Below are 17229 nucleotides of genomic sequence, written 5' to 3'. Positions count from 1 at the left end.
CATGGTGCAAGGTGTACCCATGATTGCGATGAAAGATCCGCGCAACGACGACAAGAACCTCTGGGTCGGCTGGGACGAGTATCACCGGCTGATTGAAATGCTGGCGTTGCAGGTCCACGAGTCGGGCTGGAAGTTCGACAAGATTCTGTGCCTCGCGCGCGGCGGTTTGCGCGTCGGCGATCAGCTCTCGCGCATTTACGATCTGCCGTTGGCGATTCTCGCCACGAGTTCGTATCGTGAAGCGGCCGGCACGGAACAGGGCGAACTCGACATCGCGCAATACATCACCATGACGCGTGGCGAGCTGCACGGCAACGTGCTGCTGGTGGACGACCTGGTCGACTCGGGCGTGACGCTCGCGCGTGTTCAGCAGCATCTGAAAGAGCGTTATCCGGCGATCACCGCGGTGCGTTCGGCGGTGCTCTGGTACAAGGGCTGTTCGAAGGTGAAGCCCGATTATCACGTGCAGTATCTGCCCACCAATCCGTGGATCCATCAGCCGTTCGAGGAGTGGGACACGGTGCGTCCGCATAACCTCGGCGCGTGGATCAAGCGCGGCATGCAGCAAGCGCAGGAGTCGTCGGAGAAGTGATGCGCACTTCGGCGCCGAACGTGCTGCATCTTCGCCGCGCCTTACCCTGCGTATCTCGCAAAACGGAGCCCATTGGGCTCCGTTTTTTTATGTGCGGGCGATGCGCGCGCGCTTCGCAAACCGCGCATCGCCGACGCCGGCAATGCGGCTCGCGCAGCAGACGCGCCCATATCGCAGTGCTACACTGCGCGGACCATCACGTGGTGTATCCACAACAAGCCGGGCGGCGCCATGCTGGCAGTTTAGAATGGCGGTCGTTTTTCCGCTCAGGGAACGGACTTCCTCGCGTTTATGACAGATAACAATCACGTGCACAAACAGCCTCTGCCTTCCCTCGCTCTCGCTGCGATCGGTGTGGTGTTCGGCGATATCGGCACGAGCCCGTTGTACTCGCTGAAAGAAGCCTTCAGCCCCTCTCACGGCATTCCGCTGACCGATCAATCAATCCTCGGTGTGATCTCGCTGCTGTTCTGGGCGATCGTGATCGTGGTCGGCATCAAGTACGTGTTGTTCGTCATGCGTGCGGACAACAACGGCGAGGGCGGTGTGCTCGCGCTGATGGCGCTGGCGCTGCGCTCGCTCGACGAGAAGTCGAAAATGGCCGGCGTGCTGGTGATGCTCGGCATTTTCGGCGCCTGCATGTTCTATGGCGACGCGGTGATCACGCCGGCCATCTCGGTGATCTCGGCAGTCGAGGGTCTGGAAATCGCCGCACCGCATCTCTCGCATCTGGTGCTGCCGCTCACCATGGTGATCCTCGTGCTGCTGTTCTGGATTCAGCGGCACGGCACGGCGATGGTCGGCCGTCTGTTCGGTCCGATCATGGTGGTGTGGTTCGCCGTGCTCGCGGTGCTCGGCCTGTGGCATATCCTGCAGTCGCCGAACGTGATCCGCGCACTGAACCCGTATTACGCGTACACCTTCATGGCCGCGCACGTGCTGCAGGCCTACGTGGTGCTCGGCTCGGTCGTGCTGGTGCTGACCGGCGCCGAAGCGCTATATGCCGACATGGGCCACTTCGGCGCCAAGCCGATCCGTATGGCGTGGTATTTCCTCGTGATGCCTTCGCTGGTGCTGAACTACTTCGGCCAGGGCGCGCTGCTGATGCACGATCCGAAGGCCATCGAAAATCCGTTCTTCCTGCTTGCGCCGGACTGGGCCTTGCTGCCGCTCGTCGTGCTCTCGACCGTGGCGACCGTGATCGCCTCGCAGGCCGTGATTTCTGGCGCTTATTCGCTCACGAGCCAGGCGATCCAGCTCGGCTACGTGCCGCGCATGAAGATCCTGCACACGTCGGAACTGGCGATCGGCCAGATCTATGTGCCGGTGGTGAACTGGATGCTGCTGTTCATCATTCTGTGCATCGTGATTGCCTTCAAGAGCTCGGACAATCTTGCGGCCGCGTACGGTATCGCGGTGACGGCCACCATGGTGATCACCACAATTCTCGCCTGCGTCGTGATGGTGAACGTGTGGAACTGGAACAAGCTGCTGGTGGCGCTGATCATCGGCGTGTTCATGACCGTCGATTTAGGATTTTTCGGCGCGAACCTGCTGAAGGTGGAAGAAGGCGGGTGGTTGCCGCTCGGCATCGGCGCGTTGCTGTTCTTCCTGCTGATGACCTGGTTCAAGGGCCGTATGATCGTCAAGGAACGCACGGCCGCGGACGGTATTCCTCTCATGCCGTTCCTGCAGGGCTTGCTCGCGCATCCGCCGCATCGCGTGTCGGGCACGGCGATCTATCTGACCGGCAGCGATTCGCTCGTGCCGGTGAGTCTGCTGCACAATCTGAAGCACAACAAGGTGCTGCATGAGCGCACCATCTTCCTGACCTTCGTGACGCGCGATATTCCGTACGTGAACGACTCGGAGCGTGTGACGGTCAAGGATATCGACGGCGGCCTGTATCTCGTCAAGGCGGCCTACGGCTTCAACGAAACGCCGGACGTGAAGGCGGTGCTGCTCGAAGTCGGACGTACGCGTGACATGACCTTCGAGATGATGGACACGTCGTTTTTCCTCGCGCGCGAAACGGTGGTGCCCACGCAACTGCCCGGCATGTCGGTGTGGCGCGAACGTGTGTTCGCATGGATGCATCAGAATGCCGCCAAGCCGACGGACTTCTTTAGTATTCCGGCTAATCGGGTGGTGGAGTTGGGGACCAAGATCGAGATCTGAACTTAGCCGCTGGTAGTCGAGCGCCTCACGCCCGAGGTGCCAAACAAAAAGCCCACGCAATGAATGCGTGGGCTTTTTGTTTGGCGCTGGAGCGGGCGACCGACTGGATCTGTACCGCGCGTTGCTCAACAAGCTCAACAAGCTCAACAAGCGCGCGAGCGAATCACGCGCCTCTAACGCAGCAAACTTACTTCTGCTTGAGCTTGGCGAATGCAGCGGCCATCGCGCCGCCCGCTTCCGGCTCACGCGAGCGTTGTTGCTGCGCGCCGCGTCCACCGCCGCCTGAACGGCCCGAGCCGCCGCGATCCTGCTGCGCGCCGCCACCGCTGCGTGCCGCCGCCACACCGACCTCGTCGTCCATGCGCATCGTCAAAGCGATACGCTGGCGTTTCACGTCCACTTCCAGCACCTTCACCTTGACGATCTGACCGGCCTTGACGACTTCATGCGGGTCCTTGATGAACTTGGTCGACATAGCCGACACGTGCACGAGACCGTCCTGATGCACGCCGATATCGATAAACGCGCCGAATGCCGCCACGTTCGTCACGACGCCTTCGAGCACCATGCCTGGCGTCAGATCGCTGACCTTTTCGACGCCTTCACGGAACGTCGCGGTCTTGAACTCGGGGCGCGGATCGCGGCCCGGCTTTTCGAGTTCGAGCAGAATGTCACGCACGGTCGGCAGGCCGAAACGATCGTCGACGAATTCCGCGGGCGAGAGGCCGCGCAACGCGTCGCGATTGCCCAGCACTTCGCCGACGTGCTTGCTGATTTTCGCCAGCATGCGTTCGACGACCGGATACGCTTCCGGGTGAACCGACGAGCGGTCGAGCGGATTCTCACCGTTATTGATGCGCAGGAACCCGGCGGCCTGCTCGAACGTCTTGTCGCCCAGACGCGGCACTTTGCGCAAATGCTCGCGCGATGGGAACGGACCGTTCGCATCGCGATAGTCGACGATATTGCGCGCCAACGTGGCATTCAGACCCGACACGCGCGCAAGCAAAGCGACCGACGCCGTATTCGCATCCACGCCGACCGCGTTCACGCAGTCCTCGACCACCGCATCGAGCGAACGTGCCAATTCGCGCTGATTCACGTCGTGCTGATACTGGCCGACACCGATCGCCTTTGGCTCAATCTTCACCAACTCGGCGAGCGGGTCTTGCAAACGCCGCGCAATCGACACAGCGCCGCGCAGCGACACGTCCATGTCGGGGAATTCCTTCGCCGCGAGTTCGGAGGCCGAGTACACCGACGCGCCCGCTTCGGACACGACGATCTTCTGCAACTTGAATTCCGGATGGCGCGCAATCAGTTCGCTCGCGAGCTTGTCCGTTTCACGCGACGCCGTACCGTTGCCGATGCTGATCAATTCAGCCTGCGTCTGCGCGCAGATGCGCGCGAGTTTCGCGATCGAGCCGTCCCAGTCGCGGCGCGGTTCGTGCGGATAGATCACATCGGTGGCGAGCACCTTGCCGGTCCGGTCGACCACCGCGACTTTCACGCCGGTGCGCATACCCGGATCGAGGCCGATCACGGCCTTCGGGCCGGCGGGCGCCGCCAGCAGCAAGTCCTTCAGATTGCGCGCGAACACGCGAATCGCCTCATGCTCGGCTTCGTCGCGCAGATTGGTCAGCAGTTCGTTTTCGATATGCGGCTGTACCTTCACGCGCCAGCACCAGCGGCACACGTCGGAGAGCCACTTGTCGGCCGGACGGTTCTGATTGGCGATGCCGAAATGGCGCGCAATCAGCGCTTCGCCCGGATGCGGCACCTGCGCGTCGAGTTCTTCGCCCAGCCCCAGCTTGACCATCAGCACGCCCGCATTGCGGCCGCGGAACAGCGCCAGCGCGCGATGCGACGGCACGGTGCGGATGGTTTCCGAGTAGTCGTAGTAGTCGCGGAATTTCTCTTCTTCGGCGTTTTCCTTACCTTCCACCACTTTCGACGACACCACGCCCTGGTTGAACAGGTAGTCGCGCAGCTTGCCGAGCAATTCGGCGGTTTCGCCGAACTGTTCCGAGAGAATGTCGCGCGCGCCGTCGAGCGCGGCCTTGAGGTCGGCGACGCCTTTCTCGGCGTCCACGTAGGCGGCGGCTTCGGTTTGCGGGTCGAGCAGGGGATTGGCCAGCAACGCGTCGGCGAGCGGCTGCAGGCCGGCTTCACGGGCGATCTGCGCGCGCGTGCGGCGCTTCGGCTTATACGGGAGATACAGGTCTTCCAGCACCTGCTTGCTGTCGGCGCCTTCGATCGCGGTGCGTAGCTCGTCGGTGAGCTTGCCCTGTTCGTCGATGCTCGCGATGATCGCGGCGCGCCGGTCTTCCAGCTCGCGCAGATACAGCAGGCGTTCCTCGAGGTTACGCAGTTGCGTGTCGTCGAGATTGTCGGTCACTTCCTTACGGTAGCGGGCGATGAACGGAACAGTCGCTCCTTCGTCGAGAAGTTGCACCGCGGCCGCGACCTGGCGCGGCTGGACGGACAGTTCGGCGGCGATGCGCTGTACGATCTTGAGTGCTACGGTTTCCGTCATAAGGTCTTGGTGTTCCTGCGGACTCAGTTCGGGGGCCGCGCGCTGACGCTACGTGAGGTCCACGTGAGGCACGTCGGGGCACGCCGGGCGTGCACGCTGCGACCAGGTTGCTGGAGCGGGGCATTTTGCCATAAATGCAAAAGGGCTCAACCGCAGGGTGATAGAATTTCGGGCATGTTCCGCTGACCCTCTACGACGTTGCCGATCTCCTTGTTCCTCAACTGCCTGGGCTCCCGCTTGGTCTCTCGCTTGTCACAACTGCCGCCGTTTTTGTCGCCGGGTCTGGCACCGGGTTCGCCACGTTCTTCGCTCTCTTCGCTCGTATCGGCGCCGCGCTCCGTGTTCCTCTCACGTGGCGTGTTTTTCGCGTCGTGCGCGTCGTGTCTACTGGCCGTGGCGCTGGCGGTGTCGACGCCGGCCATGGCGCAGTCCGTTACGCCGGCGAGCAACAGCAGCGCGCGGCCCGCGGGCGCTTCGGCGCCGGCCGCCGCGTCGGGTGCGCAGGCCACGACGGCCAAAGGCCCCGCGAACGCCGAGAACACGGATAGCGCCGGCAACGCGGTAACGTCGGATAGCGACTTCGACGCGCGGCAAAAAGCCCTCGATCAGCGCACCGAGGAGAACAACTACCGCTACGGCGTCGCGGAACACGACTGCTATGCAAAGTTCTTCGTCAATTCCTGCCTGAACAAGGCGCGCGACAGCATGCGCACGGTGCAGGCCGACATTCGCAAGGAGCAGCTCGCGCTCGACGGCGAACAACGCACGCAGCGCGCTCGCGTGCGTGACGAACAGGCGGCGATCAAGCGCGCGCAGGATGAAGCGAGCGCGCCGCAGCGTGCCGCCGACGACGCGCGCAACGCGCAGGCGTACGAAGACAAGCAGAAGCAGCATCAGATCGATCAGGCGCAGCGCGCCGCCGAGGCGCCGCAGCGCAGCGCGAATGCGCAGGCCTATCAGGACAAACTGCGTCAGCACGCGCTGGATCAGGCGCAGCGCGGCATCAGCCCGTCGCAGGCGGCGGCCAATCGGCAGGCGTACGATCAGAAGCAGGGCGACTTCCAGCGCAAGCTCGACGAGGCGCGTGCGCAAGGCGCGCAGAAGGCCCAGGAGCGCGTGGAGAAACAGCAGAGCTTCCAGAAGAAGCAGGCGGACGCCGCGCAGCACAAGGCCGACGTCGAGGCGCGTCAGAAGCAGGCGGCCGAGAAGGCCGAGCAGAAGCGTCAGGATGCGCTGAAACAGCAGCAAATCGAAGAGCAGCAAAAGCAGCAGCAACAACAGCAGTAAGCGTGCTGAAGGGGGCCCTGAGCGAGCGTGGCAGGGCCGTAGCCGCCGTAACGCGTTTTAAGCCGGACAGCAACCTCAGGCATCGGGCCGCACACGCAGCCCGCGCCGTAGACGAGAGGAGGCGAGCATGCGCGATCAACATCACGTCATCAACGCGGACACACTTCGCGACCGCATTCTGCAACTGGAATCGGAGCATAGTGGGCTCGATCGCTTGATCGACCGAATGTCGGATGAGCCCGGCATCGACGACTTCGAGTTGCAGCGCCTGAAAAAGCGCAAACTCAAAGTCAAGGACACCATCATCTTGCTGCAATTGCAGCTCGAACCGGACGCACGCGCCTGAGTTCGCGGCCTGGCAGGCGCCGGGCGCGCGCCGCGCGAGCCGGACTTTGCAGGAAACGCTTGCCTTGAATTCACCGCTTGAAACTTCATCCCGTGCCACGCCGGGCGACGCATCTGGAGCCGTCGCACCGGCGCCGCGTCCTGCCGCGTCCGCACTGAGCGCGTCGCTGAATCCACGCCGCGTCGCCGAACTGGACGAGATTTTCGCCGCCAATGGTTTGCTGGCCCGTCAGATCGACGGCTACCGCTCGCGCGCGTCGCAGATCGAAATGTCGCGCGCCGTGGCTGCCGCCATGGAGGCGTCGGGTCGCGCAATGCCCGAGCCCGCCATGTTCGAGGCGCAGAAGCGTCCGGCGCGGCGTCTGCAGGGCGCAGCCGATACCGCCGCCGAGGCCGCTGAGGGCGTCGAAGCGGGCGGCCTCGACGGCAGCGAAAACACGCTGATCGTCGAAGCTGGTACCGGCACCGGCAAGACCTACGCGTACCTGGTGCCGGCCATGCTGTGGGGCGGCAAAGTGATCGTCTCGACCGGCACGAAACATTTGCAGGATCAGCTCTTTCAGCGCGACATTCCGACCGTGCGCGATGCGCTCGCGGTGCCGGTCTCGGTCGCTATGCTCAAGGGCCGTGCGAATTACCTGTGCCACTACTATCTGCAGCGCACTGCGGATAACGGCCGTCTGCCGTCGCGCCAGGAAACCTCGTACCTGCAGGATATCGTGCGCTTCGCCAAGATCACGCGCACCGGCGACAAGGCCGAACTGGCGAGCGTGCCGGAAACGGCCGCGGTGTGGTCGATGGTCACGTCCACGCGCGAAAACTGTCTCGGCCAGGAATGTCCGCATTACAAGGACTGCTTTGTAATGCAGGCGCGCCGCGAGGCGCAGCAGGCGGATATCGTGGTGGTGAATCACCATCTGTTTTTCGCCGACATCATGTTGCGCGATACGGGCATGGCCGAGTTGCTGCCCACCGCCAACACCGTGATTTTCGACGAAGCGCATCAATTGCCCGAGACAGCTACGCTGTTTTTCGGCGAAACGCTCTCGACTACGCAGTTTCTCGAGCTCGCGCGCGATTCGGTCGCCGAAGGTTTGGGCCATGCGCGTGAAACGGTCGATTGGGTCAAGCTCGGCGCCACGCTCGAGCGCGCGGCGCGCGATGTGCGGCTCGCCTTCAAGGAAGATTCGGTGCGTTTGTCGATCGGCCAGTTGGCTGACGATCATCCGCTGTTCCCCGCGCTCGAAACCCTCGAAACCGAACTCGATGCATTGGCGTCCGCGTTGGCCGGTCAAGCTGAGCGCGCCGAATCGATCGGTGCGTGTCTGCGCCGCGCACGCGAGCTGCAAGGCGTGCTGGCCGGCTGGACCACGCCACCCACGCCGACCGAGCGCGAAGCCGCTGACGTCGCCTCTACTGACGGCAAAACAGAGCGCGCCGATCCGAACGAAAAGGTGCGCTGGATCGAAGTCTTCTCGCATACGGTGCAGCTGCACGAAACGCCGTTGTCGGTCGCGCCGATCTTCGCGAAACAGCGCGCCGGTGTGCCGCGCGCGTGGATCTTTACGTCGGCCACGCTGTCGGTGCGCGGCGATTTCACGCACTATGCCGCGCAGATGGGCCTGAACGCGAAGCGCTCGATGACGCTGCCCAGTCCCTTCGACTATCCGACGCAGGGGCTGCTCTACGTGCCGCGCAATTTGCCGCAGCCATCTTCGCCGATGTTCACCGACGCCGTATTCGACGCCGCATTGCCTGCGATCGAAGCATCGGGCGGCGGCGTCTTCATGCTGTGCACGACGCTGCGCGCGGTGGACCGCATCTCGGCCAAGCTGCGCGACACGATCGAAGCGCGCGGCTGGGACTATCCACTGCTCGTGCAGGGCGATGCGAGCCGCACCGAATTGCTGGATCGCTTCCGCTCATATGGCAACGCAATCCTGGTGGGCAGCCAGAGCTTCTGGGAAGGCGTGGACGTGCGCGGCGACGCTTTGTCGCTGGTGGTGATCGACAAGCTGCCGTTCGCGCCGCCCGACGATCCGGTTTTGTCAGCTCGACTCGAAGCGCTCACCAAGAAGGGCTTGAGCCCATTCGCCGTGCATCAGTTGCCGCAGGCCGTCATCACCCTGAAGCAGGGCGCAGGCCGTCTGATCCGCGCTGAGACCGATCGTGGCGTGCTGATGATCTGCGACACACGACTCGTCGACAAACCGTATGGGCGCCGTATCTGGCAGAGCCTGCCGCCTTTCAAACGCACGCGTGAGATCGAGGTGGTGCGGGAGTTTTTTGAAGAGAGCGCCACGCCGGCGCAAGAGGCTGATCGGGCTGATTAAAATGAGTCAGTGCCGCTGTAAAAGGCGGCGCTTAAATGACAAAACGCCACGGATGTGAATCCGTGGCGTTTTGCTTTACTGCCCGGAAAATCGCGATGATTTTCCGATACAGTTTTCGCCCAGAGGCGAACCCTATGCGACAGCTTACTGGCTTGCGCCCGAAGCCGGAGCAGCAGCCGAAGCAGCAGCGTCCGAAGCAGCAGCGCCTGCGTCCGAAGCAGCGGTCGTAGCCGAAGCAGCAGCGTCGCTCGCAGCAGCAGCAGCACCCGAAGCAGCAGCAGCCGAATCCGAAGCAGCAGCAGCCGGTGCCGAAGCAGCAGCTGCGTCGCTAGCCGGGGCAGCGGCTTGGTCGTTGCTCTTGTTGCATGCAGCCAGTGCCACAGCTGCCAACAGGGATGCTACGAGGAGGGATTTCTTCATGATCACGTCCTTTTATGGTTTAAAGGTAAGCAACAGCGCAAAATAAAACCGGTAATGTGCTCCAACACCGACCTGGGCCGCTGGTGGAGAAGCTCTTTTGACGAGCTCGAATCTTCCCTACGGCTTGGGCGGAAATTATATGCACTTTCGTACTGACAATCCATAAATCCGGGGTCAATACGTTGTCTTTCTCATACAAAATTTCACTGTACGGTATAGCAGGCAGGCAGAGTTACGCAAGCTCGCCCACTTGTATCCAGCCCGCACAATACCACTCGTGCAGCCGTGCTGTCACCGACGAATCGTGTGAGAGTGTTACAAAGCGTTTCGCACTCATGCAGCGGTGATTTGCGAGGTCAAACAACCACTTTTTTGCGCCATCAAATGACGTTTCCTCTCCATTTACGAAGAAAAAACGGCGGTTGTACAACAAATTAGTCTTGCGGTCCAGCCGAATACCTGACTTCGAAGCCTGACTGATGAAACGGGCTTCATTAAGCGGCCTTTGCGGCGGATCAAAGACGACACTCGGCTTGGGTTCGCTGAGATACGTGCCAAGGAACGACGCAATATCCTGCTCATTCCATTTGATGCGAGCAAGGATCGCGCCAACCCTTTCGACTAACGCCGCCGGGAGCTCGGCGGGGCGCTCCACGGCAGGTTGCTGCGGATCGCGATAAAGTGCGCCCGGCCGATCCGCCGCATCGCCGCGCTCGGCCAGATGGTAGAGGAACTGGCCAGTCAGTTCGCTGGCCGAAGGCGCGCGAAAACCGATCGAACAGGTCATGCATTCGCCTTCGGCAATGCCGTCGTGCGCGATGTGCGGCGGCAGGTAAAGCATGTCGCCCGGTTCGAGCAGCCACTCCTCTTCGGGCTGGAAATTCTGTAAAACTTTCAAAGGCAAGCCGGGTTGCAGTGTCAGATCTTTCTGCGCGCTAATGCGCCAACGGCGCTTGCCTTTTACTTGCAAAAGAAACACATCGTAGGAATCGAAGTGCGGCCCTACGCCGCCGCCGTCGCTTGCGTAGGAAATCATCAAGTCGTCGAGACGCGCGTCCGGCACGAAGCGGAAACGGTCGAGCAGGGCGCGCGCGCGATCGTCGTGAAGATCGACCCCTTGCACGAGCAGCGTCCATGCGCGCTGCTTGACCGAAGGCAGTTCGTCAGGCGCGAACGGCCCGTGTTCGAGCTGCCATTTATTGCGGAAATGCGTGATCAGGCGCGCTTCGACTTCGTCCTGATCGGCCAGCTCGAAAAATTCGTCGCGTGAGAGCGGCGCCTCGACGTTCGGAATCGCCTGGCGAATCAGGAGCGGCTTTTTTTGCCAGTAGCGGCGCATGAATTGCGACGGCGTCAGATTGCCGAGCAGCGGTGTGGGCGTGTCTGGCGAAGGCGGGAGAACCGGAACAGCCGGCTTTGAAGCCGGCGACGAATTCCGTGCCGAAGCTGCGTCGGCCGGGTGGTCAGTGGGCCGCTTGGGCATCGTATAATGTGAGTTGTATTCTGGAGAATCGAATGAAAATCGCAAAGAACACCGTCGTGTCGGTCGCTTACAAGCTGTCGGATGCGCAGGGCAATCTGATTGAAGAAAGCGACGAGCCGATGGTCTATCTGCACGGCGGCTATGATGGCACGTTCCCCAAGATCGAGGAAGAGCTCGACGGCCACGAGGCCGGCTTCGAGACCCAGATCCAGCTCGAGCCGCAAGACGCGTTCGGTGAGTACGACCCTGATCTCGTGAAGATCGAGCCGCGCAATCGCTTCCCGGAACCGCTCGAAGTCGGCATGCAATTCGAAGGCACGCCGGAAGAAGGCGACGAGGATCTCGACTCGCTCGTCTACGTGGTGACCGACGTCGCCGAAGACAAAGTCGTGCTCGACGGCAACCATCCGCTTGCCGGCATGGCGCTGCGTTTCGCGCTGACGGTGAAAGACGTGCGTCCGGCTACTGAAGACGAAATCCAGCACGAGCACGCGCATGGCGCCGACGGCCTCGAAGTTCTCGACGAAGACGAGGACGACGAAGAAGAGGGCAAGTCAGGGCCCACGCTGCACTGAGCTTGCAGGCATGCCGGGCACGCTTGAAGAAACGCCTGGCATGCGTGGTTGAGTGGCCGAGGCGGGCGGCGTCGACGTGGCCGGCCCGTAACCGCCGCCACCCTGATCCGCCGGTATGCGCGGTTGCTGATCCAGTTGCGACTCTCCGGGCGTCTGCAACAGTGGCGGCAGTTCCGACGCGGGTCCGAGCGCGGGCACAGCCGGCATCGAAGCAGCCGGTTCGTCGCGCGGCAGCACGGGTTGCGCGGTGGGCATCGGCATTTGCTTCGGCACATCGCGCACACTGACGCGGAACGGTGGTTTCCTGCCGAAATCCGCATCCACCTGAATCCACTGGTTAAGACGATCATGCGGCGCGAGCGCGACGCGCGTGAGATTCGTCACCAGCATTCCTTTGTCATTGCGTAGCGGCTGATCGATCACGAAGCCGGCGCTTGCACGTTCGTCGTCGCAATGAATCACGAGCACCGGTCCACGGAAAATCTGCGCGAGCTTCACGAGGCTGCGTTTGAATTCCAGAAAACCGTCGCGACGGGTGTTGCGCGCAAAGCGCAGCCACGCGAAACGGTCGGGCCGTTCGTAACGCTCGGGGTCCGGATCGCCCTGGATGAACACGACGATCGCACGCGCGTCGCGGCGTTTCGCGTATTCGCCGGCATGTTCCAGCCAGAATGCATTGGCGATCACGCGGTCTTCGAATTCGCCGTTGCGTCCGCCCGCGGTCAGATAGTGATTGTTCGGACTCGGCGCATTCAGGCCGACGAACACCGTATCGCCCATTTGCCAACGCACGTTCTCGCGATACGGACGAAAGCGCGAGACTTCGCTTTCGCGCGTCAACGCGATCGGGTTCTGGCCCATGGAGGTAGCGTCGGCAAAAAGCGTTTGGCGCAACTGATCGAGCCGTTCGGTCGGATCGAAGCCGCCGGCTTCGGCCGTGCCGCAATCGGCCCAGTCGTGCTGGCCGGGAATGAAGAAGAGGGCGGGCCGCGAGGTTTCGAGCAGCGCGTGGCGGCGTTCGTAAAGTGCGTCGCGGCAAGCCTCTTTCGCGCCTTTCAGATTGCCGTCGTACACGATGAACGACATGTCGCGCTCGCGGCTGATCGCTTCGATCAACCGCTGCGTGGGCGCTTCGTCGGCGACGCTCTGCATCGTGTTGGCGATGACCGCGAAGCTGTAGCGCGAGGTATCGGCGTACGCCGCCGGCGCGAATCCTGACAAGCCCGCGAACAGTCCCGCGAGCGGCACGCCGCCGCCCGAGAGTGTGAGGGCGAGGGTCAGCGCCGCGCGGAGTTTGCGCGGACGTTGCGGGGGCTTGTGTGAGTCAATGATCCGCATCCGGCGCGGCGGCCAGTTCGTGCAATTCGTACAGCAGATCGAGTGCTTCGCGCGGTCGCAGATCGTTCGGATCGATGCCGCGCAGACGCTCGACGAGCTCCTGCATGGCAGGTGGCACCGCGGGCTCTGCCTTCGCATCGCGCTCGTCGTCTGCGTCTTCGAGCAGCATCGGCATGGGCGTGGCGAACAGATCGAGTTGCGGCGCGGGTTGCGCGGCCGACTGCTGTTCCAGATGCGCAAGATGCTTGCGCGCCGCGCGAATCACCGCGTTCGGCACGCCGGCGAGTTGCGCAACCTGCAGGCCGTAGCTCTGATTCGCCGGGCCTTCGCTGACCGCGTGCAGGAACACGATGCCGTGCCCATGCTCGACCGCCGACAAATGCACGTTGGCCGCCTGTGGAAATTCCGCGGGCAACTGCGTCAATTCGAAGTAGTGCGTGGCAAATAGCGTATGGCAACCGTTGTGCGCGAGCAGATGCCGCGCGATGGCCCACGCCAGCGCGAGCCCGTCGAACGTGGACGTGCCGCGGCCGATCTCGTCCATCAGCACGAGACTTTGCGGCGTGGCGTCGTTCAGGATCGCGGCGGCTTCGGTCATCTCGACCATGAAGGTCGAGCGGCCGCCGGCGAGATCGTCCGCTGCGCCGATGCGCGTGAAGATGCGGTCGATCGGCCCGAAGGCGGCGCGTCGCGCGGGCACATAACTGCCCACATAAGCGAGCAGCGCGATCAGCGCGGTCTGGCGCATGAAGGTCGATTTACCGCCCATGTTCGGGCCGGTGATCAGCAGCAGTTTGCGTTCGGGCGTGAGCGAGCAGTCGTTGGCGATGAACTGCTCGACCTGCGCCTCGACAACCGGATGCCGCCCCTGTTCGATTTCGATGCCGGCATTTGCCGAAAACGTGGGCGCGACCCAATCGAGCGCGCGGGCGCGCTCGCCGAAGGCCGCCAGTAGATCGAGTTCGGCGAGCGCCGAGGCGACCCGCTGACAATCCGGGATGAAGGGCAGCAGCGCCTGCAGCAGCGCGTCGTAGAGCGAGCGTTCGCGGGCGAGGGCGCGTTCCTGCGCGGACAGGGCTTTGTCCTCGAACGTTTTCAGTTCCGGCGTGATGTAGCGTTCGGCATTTTTCAGTGTCTGCCGGCGGCGATAGTCGTCGGGCACCTTGTCGGTCTGGCCGCGCGTGACTTCGATATAAAAGCCATGCACCTTGTTGTATTCGACGCGCAGATTGCCGATGCCCGTGCGTGCGCGCTCGCGTGTCTCGAGGTCGATCAGGAACTGCCCGCAGTTCTCCGAAATATCGCGCAGTTCGTCCAGTTCCGCATCGTAGCCGCGCGCGATCACGCCGCCGTCGCGCACCATGGCCGACGGTTCCTGCGCAACCGCGCGCTTGAGCAGTTCGACGCAGGCTTGCGGCGGTTCAAGGGATGCGTCGATGCGGGCCAGCGAATCCGCATTCGGCGCAACGGCTGCGACTTGCGTGCGCAACTCGGGCAATGCAATGAAGGTATCGCGCAGGCTCGACAGATCGCGAGGCCGCGCGGACAGCAGCGCAAGACGCCCGGTGATGCGCTCGATGTCCGAGATCTGCCGCAACGCGCCGCGCAACGAATCGATGCTCGCGCCCGGCGGCGCGTCGAGCAAGGCGCCGATCGCCTGCTGACGCGCCTGCGCCACCGCCGATTCGCGCGGCGGATGATGCAGCCAGTGACGCAGCAGCCGGCTGCCCATGGTCGTGCAGCAGGTGTCGAGCAGGGAACACAGCGTGGGCGATTCAGTGCCGCGCAGTGTTTCCGTGAGTTCGAGGTTGCGGCGCGTGGCGGGGTCGAGGCCGATATATTCGGATTCGTATTCGACCTTCAGGCTGCGCACATGACGCAACTGCTGACCTTGTGTGGCCGCGGCATACAGCAGCAGCGCGCCGGCCGCGCCGCATGCGCAGGTCAGCGAATGCGCGCCGAAGCCGTCGAGGCCCGCCACTTCCAGCTGATCGCACAAGCGTTGCGTGCCCGAGGTGACGTCGAAGTGCCAGACCGGCACGCGGGTGAGCGCGCCCGCATTGACCGGCGGCGTCCAGCTCGCCGAGTCGCTAGGCGTGTCGGCAACCAGAATTTCCGCAGGACGAATGCGCTCAAGCGCAGCCGCCACCTGGTCGGGCGCGACCTCCGCGAGGCGCAGCGCGCCGCTCGCCAGATTCAGCCATGCAAGGCCGACGCTGGTCGCCACGCCGCGCCGGTTATGCGCGACGCACATGGCCAGCAGATAGACATCGCTCTTGTCGGACAGGAGCGCTGCGTCCGTGAGCGTGCCCGGCGTGACCACGCGCACCACCTTGCGCTCGACCGGGCCCTTCGACGTAGCCGGGTCGCCGATCTGCTCGCAGATTGCGACGGATTCGCCGAGCTTCACGAGCTTGGCGAGATACTGTTCGACCGCGTGATGCGGCACGCCGGCCATCTTGATCGGATTGCCCGCCGACGCGCCCCGCTGCGTGAGTGTCAGATCGAGCAGACGTGCGGCTTTTTCCGCGTCTTCGAAAAAGAGTTCGTAGAAGTCGCCCATCCGATAGAACACCAGCGTGCCCGGATGGTCCGCTTTAATGCGCAGATACTGCTGCATCATCGGCGTGTGCTGTGCGACGTCGTTGGCCGCTGCGGTTTGAATGCCCATCCTCGGTATCTTCTTGCGTTAGCTGTTCAGGGCGTGAGTTTAACCTGCCGGCGCGGCGAGCGGACCCTGGCCGGATGGCCAATCTGCGCTGCTAGTCCGCATTGCAGCGCATTGCAGCCCTACGCCGCGCCGTGCCCGCTTCACCGGCATGAAGGCGTCATTCTTCCACCATGGCCCGCATATCCACCGCGCGTTCATTCACCGCGCTACGCCGCTTTGCAAGCCACATCATGAAGGTGATGAACGTGCCGAACACGACGATGATCCACTGCGCCGGCATCTTCGCCGTAAGCAGCAGCGCGTAGACGCCGAGCATCAGCAGCACCGCGAGGTTCTGGTTGAAATTCTGCACCGCGATCGAATGCCCCGCGGAGAGCAGCGTCGCGCCGCGATGCTGAAGAATCGCGTTCATCGGCACGATGAAAAAGCCTGACAGCGCGCCGAGCAGAATCATCAGCGGATAGGCGAGCAGAATGTAAAACGGCAGCACGTATGTGCCGATACGAATGCCCGAGCCCGGCGGGAACAGATCCTTGTTGTAGAAGGCCATGGCGATCGCCACCGCGCCGGTCAGTATGCCGATCGGCAACACGCGCAGCGATTTGCGCAACGGGATCAGCGCAGCCGCCGCCGCTGCGCCGACCGCGATGCCGAGCCCCGTGACGCCTTGCATGATCGCCGCCTTCGAGAGCGACAGCCCGAGATTCACGTTGGCCCATTTGAGCACCAGCAATTGCAGCGTGACCGCGCCGCCCCACATCAGGGTCGTCACCCACAGTGCGATCTGCGCGAGTTTGTCGGCCCACAGCACGTTGAAGCAATGATAGAAATCGCCGACCAGTTTCTTCGGTTCGCTCAGGCGATTTTCATAACGCGCGCCCGTGTCGGGAATGAAGATGTTGATCGCGGCGGCGATCGCATAGGTCACCATCGTCGCGAACATGGCGAGATCGGCGGAGGAACGGATCAGCGGCAGATGCGCGTGCGCGACGAATTTGTCGGCGAAGGTGCTGATCAACGCGCCGCCCACCATCGTGCCGACGATGGTCGACAGCACGGTGGCCGATTCGAGCCACGCGTTGGCCTTGACGAGTTTTTCCGCGGGCAGCAGTTCAGTAAGGATGCCGTATTTGGCCGGCGAATACGCGGCCGCGCCGAAGCCGACCACGCCGTAGGCAATCATCGGATGAACGCCCGCGATCATCATCAGGCAGCCGCTCGCCTTCAACGCGTTGGAGATGAACATAACGTGCCGCTTTTGCATCGAGTCGGCAAAAGCGCCGACGAACGGCGCGAGCAGCACGTACGAAACGGTGAAGAAAATCTGCAGCAGCGGCGTGACCCACGCGGCCGAGCGAATCACGGAGAGCAGCGCGATGGCCGCGATCAACAGTGCGTTGTCCGCCAGCGACGAAACAAACTGCGCCGCGATGATTGTGTAGAAGCCTTTTTTCATGAAGCGGATTGGAAG

General features: G+C 63.0%; 12 protein-coding genes. 6 read left to right on the top strand and 6 right to left on the bottom strand.

Features of this window, described 5'->3' with window-relative positions; translation table 11 throughout:
* Nucleotide 1: 1 nt before the first annotated feature.
* Nucleotides 2-592, top strand: coding sequence for a phosphoribosyltransferase (locus BPHYT_RS12520; RefSeq protein WP_012433519.1), 591 nt, complete (start codon nt 2-4; stop codon nt 590-592).
* Nucleotides 593-883: 291 nt separating this feature from the next.
* Entirely contained in the window at nt 884-2770 is a 1887-nt protein-coding gene (locus tag BPHYT_RS12515) for a potassium transporter Kup (RefSeq protein ID WP_012433518.1), read from the top strand.
* Nucleotides 2771-2957: 187 nt separating this feature from the next.
* On the opposite strand, the gene BPHYT_RS12510 is transcribed toward BPHYT_RS12515, so the two are convergent.
* Entirely contained in the window at nt 2958-5306 is a 2349-nt protein-coding gene (locus tag BPHYT_RS12510; protein WP_012433517.1) for a Tex family protein, read from the bottom strand.
* A 339-nt stretch (nt 5307-5645) separates the two neighbouring features.
* On the opposite strand from BPHYT_RS12510, the gene BPHYT_RS12505 reads away from it, so the two are divergent.
* The 3 genes from BPHYT_RS12505 (at nt 5646) to BPHYT_RS12495 (ending at nt 9271) form a co-directional block, all read left to right on the top strand.
* Complete coding sequence (locus BPHYT_RS12505) at nt 5646-6593, top strand: hypothetical protein (RefSeq protein WP_012433516.1); 948 nt, start codon at nt 5646-5648, stop codon at nt 6591-6593.
* A 127-nt stretch (nt 6594-6720) separates the two neighbouring features.
* Nucleotides 6721-6939 carry a DUF465 domain-containing protein gene (locus tag BPHYT_RS12500; protein ID WP_007181361.1) on the top strand — a complete coding sequence of 73 codons (219 nt, stop codon included), beginning with the start codon at nt 6721-6723 and terminating at the stop codon, nt 6937-6939.
* Nucleotides 6940-7003: 64 nt separating this feature from the next.
* Nucleotides 7004-9271, top strand: coding sequence for an ATP-dependent DNA helicase (locus BPHYT_RS12495; protein WP_012433515.1), 2268 nt, complete (start codon nt 7004-7006; stop codon nt 9269-9271).
* A 144-nt stretch (nt 9272-9415) separates the two neighbouring features.
* On the opposite strand, the gene BPHYT_RS37255 is transcribed toward BPHYT_RS12495, so the two are convergent.
* Nucleotides 9416-9691 (bottom strand): hypothetical protein, encoded by a 276-nt coding sequence (locus BPHYT_RS37255; protein WP_083772052.1) that lies wholly within the window; start codon nt 9689-9691, stop codon nt 9416-9418.
* A 232-nt stretch (nt 9692-9923) separates the two neighbouring features.
* Nucleotides 9924-11174 carry a cupin domain-containing protein gene (locus BPHYT_RS12490; RefSeq protein WP_041758479.1) on the bottom strand — a complete coding sequence of 417 codons (1251 nt, stop codon included), beginning with the start codon at nt 11172-11174 and terminating at the stop codon, nt 9924-9926.
* A gap of 32 nt (nt 11175-11206) precedes the next feature.
* Between BPHYT_RS12490 and BPHYT_RS12485 the strand changes: the two genes are divergently transcribed.
* On the top strand, nt 11207-11749 hold the full coding sequence (locus BPHYT_RS12485) for an FKBP-type peptidyl-prolyl cis-trans isomerase (RefSeq protein WP_012433513.1): 543 nt from the start codon (nt 11207-11209) through the stop codon (nt 11747-11749).
* Here the strand turns inward: BPHYT_RS12485 and BPHYT_RS12480 are convergent.
* The 3 genes from BPHYT_RS12480 to lplT form a co-directional block, all read right to left on the bottom strand.
* Nucleotides 11729-13087 (bottom strand): hypothetical protein, encoded by a 1359-nt coding sequence (locus BPHYT_RS12480; protein ID WP_012433512.1) that lies wholly within the window; start codon nt 13085-13087, stop codon nt 11729-11731. The genes BPHYT_RS12485 and BPHYT_RS12480 overlap by 21 nt on opposite strands.
* The gene (mutS, locus tag BPHYT_RS12475; RefSeq protein WP_012433511.1) at nt 13074-15758 is read right to left on the bottom strand and encodes a DNA mismatch repair protein MutS; all 2685 of its coding nucleotides are present in this window, start codon (nt 15756-15758) and stop codon (nt 13074-13076) included. The genes BPHYT_RS12480 and mutS overlap by 14 nt, the downstream gene beginning before the upstream one ends.
* A 157-nt stretch (nt 15759-15915) precedes the next feature.
* A complete protein-coding gene (gene lplT / locus BPHYT_RS12470; protein ID WP_012433510.1) occupies nt 15916-17214 on the bottom strand; it encodes a lysophospholipid transporter LplT in 1299 nt (432 codons plus the stop codon).
* Nucleotides 17215-17229 lie beyond the last annotated feature (15 nt).

The organism is Paraburkholderia phytofirmans PsJN, from assembly GCF_000020125.1.
Taxonomy (GTDB): domain Bacteria; phylum Pseudomonadota; class Gammaproteobacteria; order Burkholderiales; family Burkholderiaceae; genus Paraburkholderia; species Paraburkholderia phytofirmans.
The sequence above is the reverse complement of the archived record's forward strand: the minus strand, read 5'-3'. Positions and strand labels throughout refer to the sequence as shown.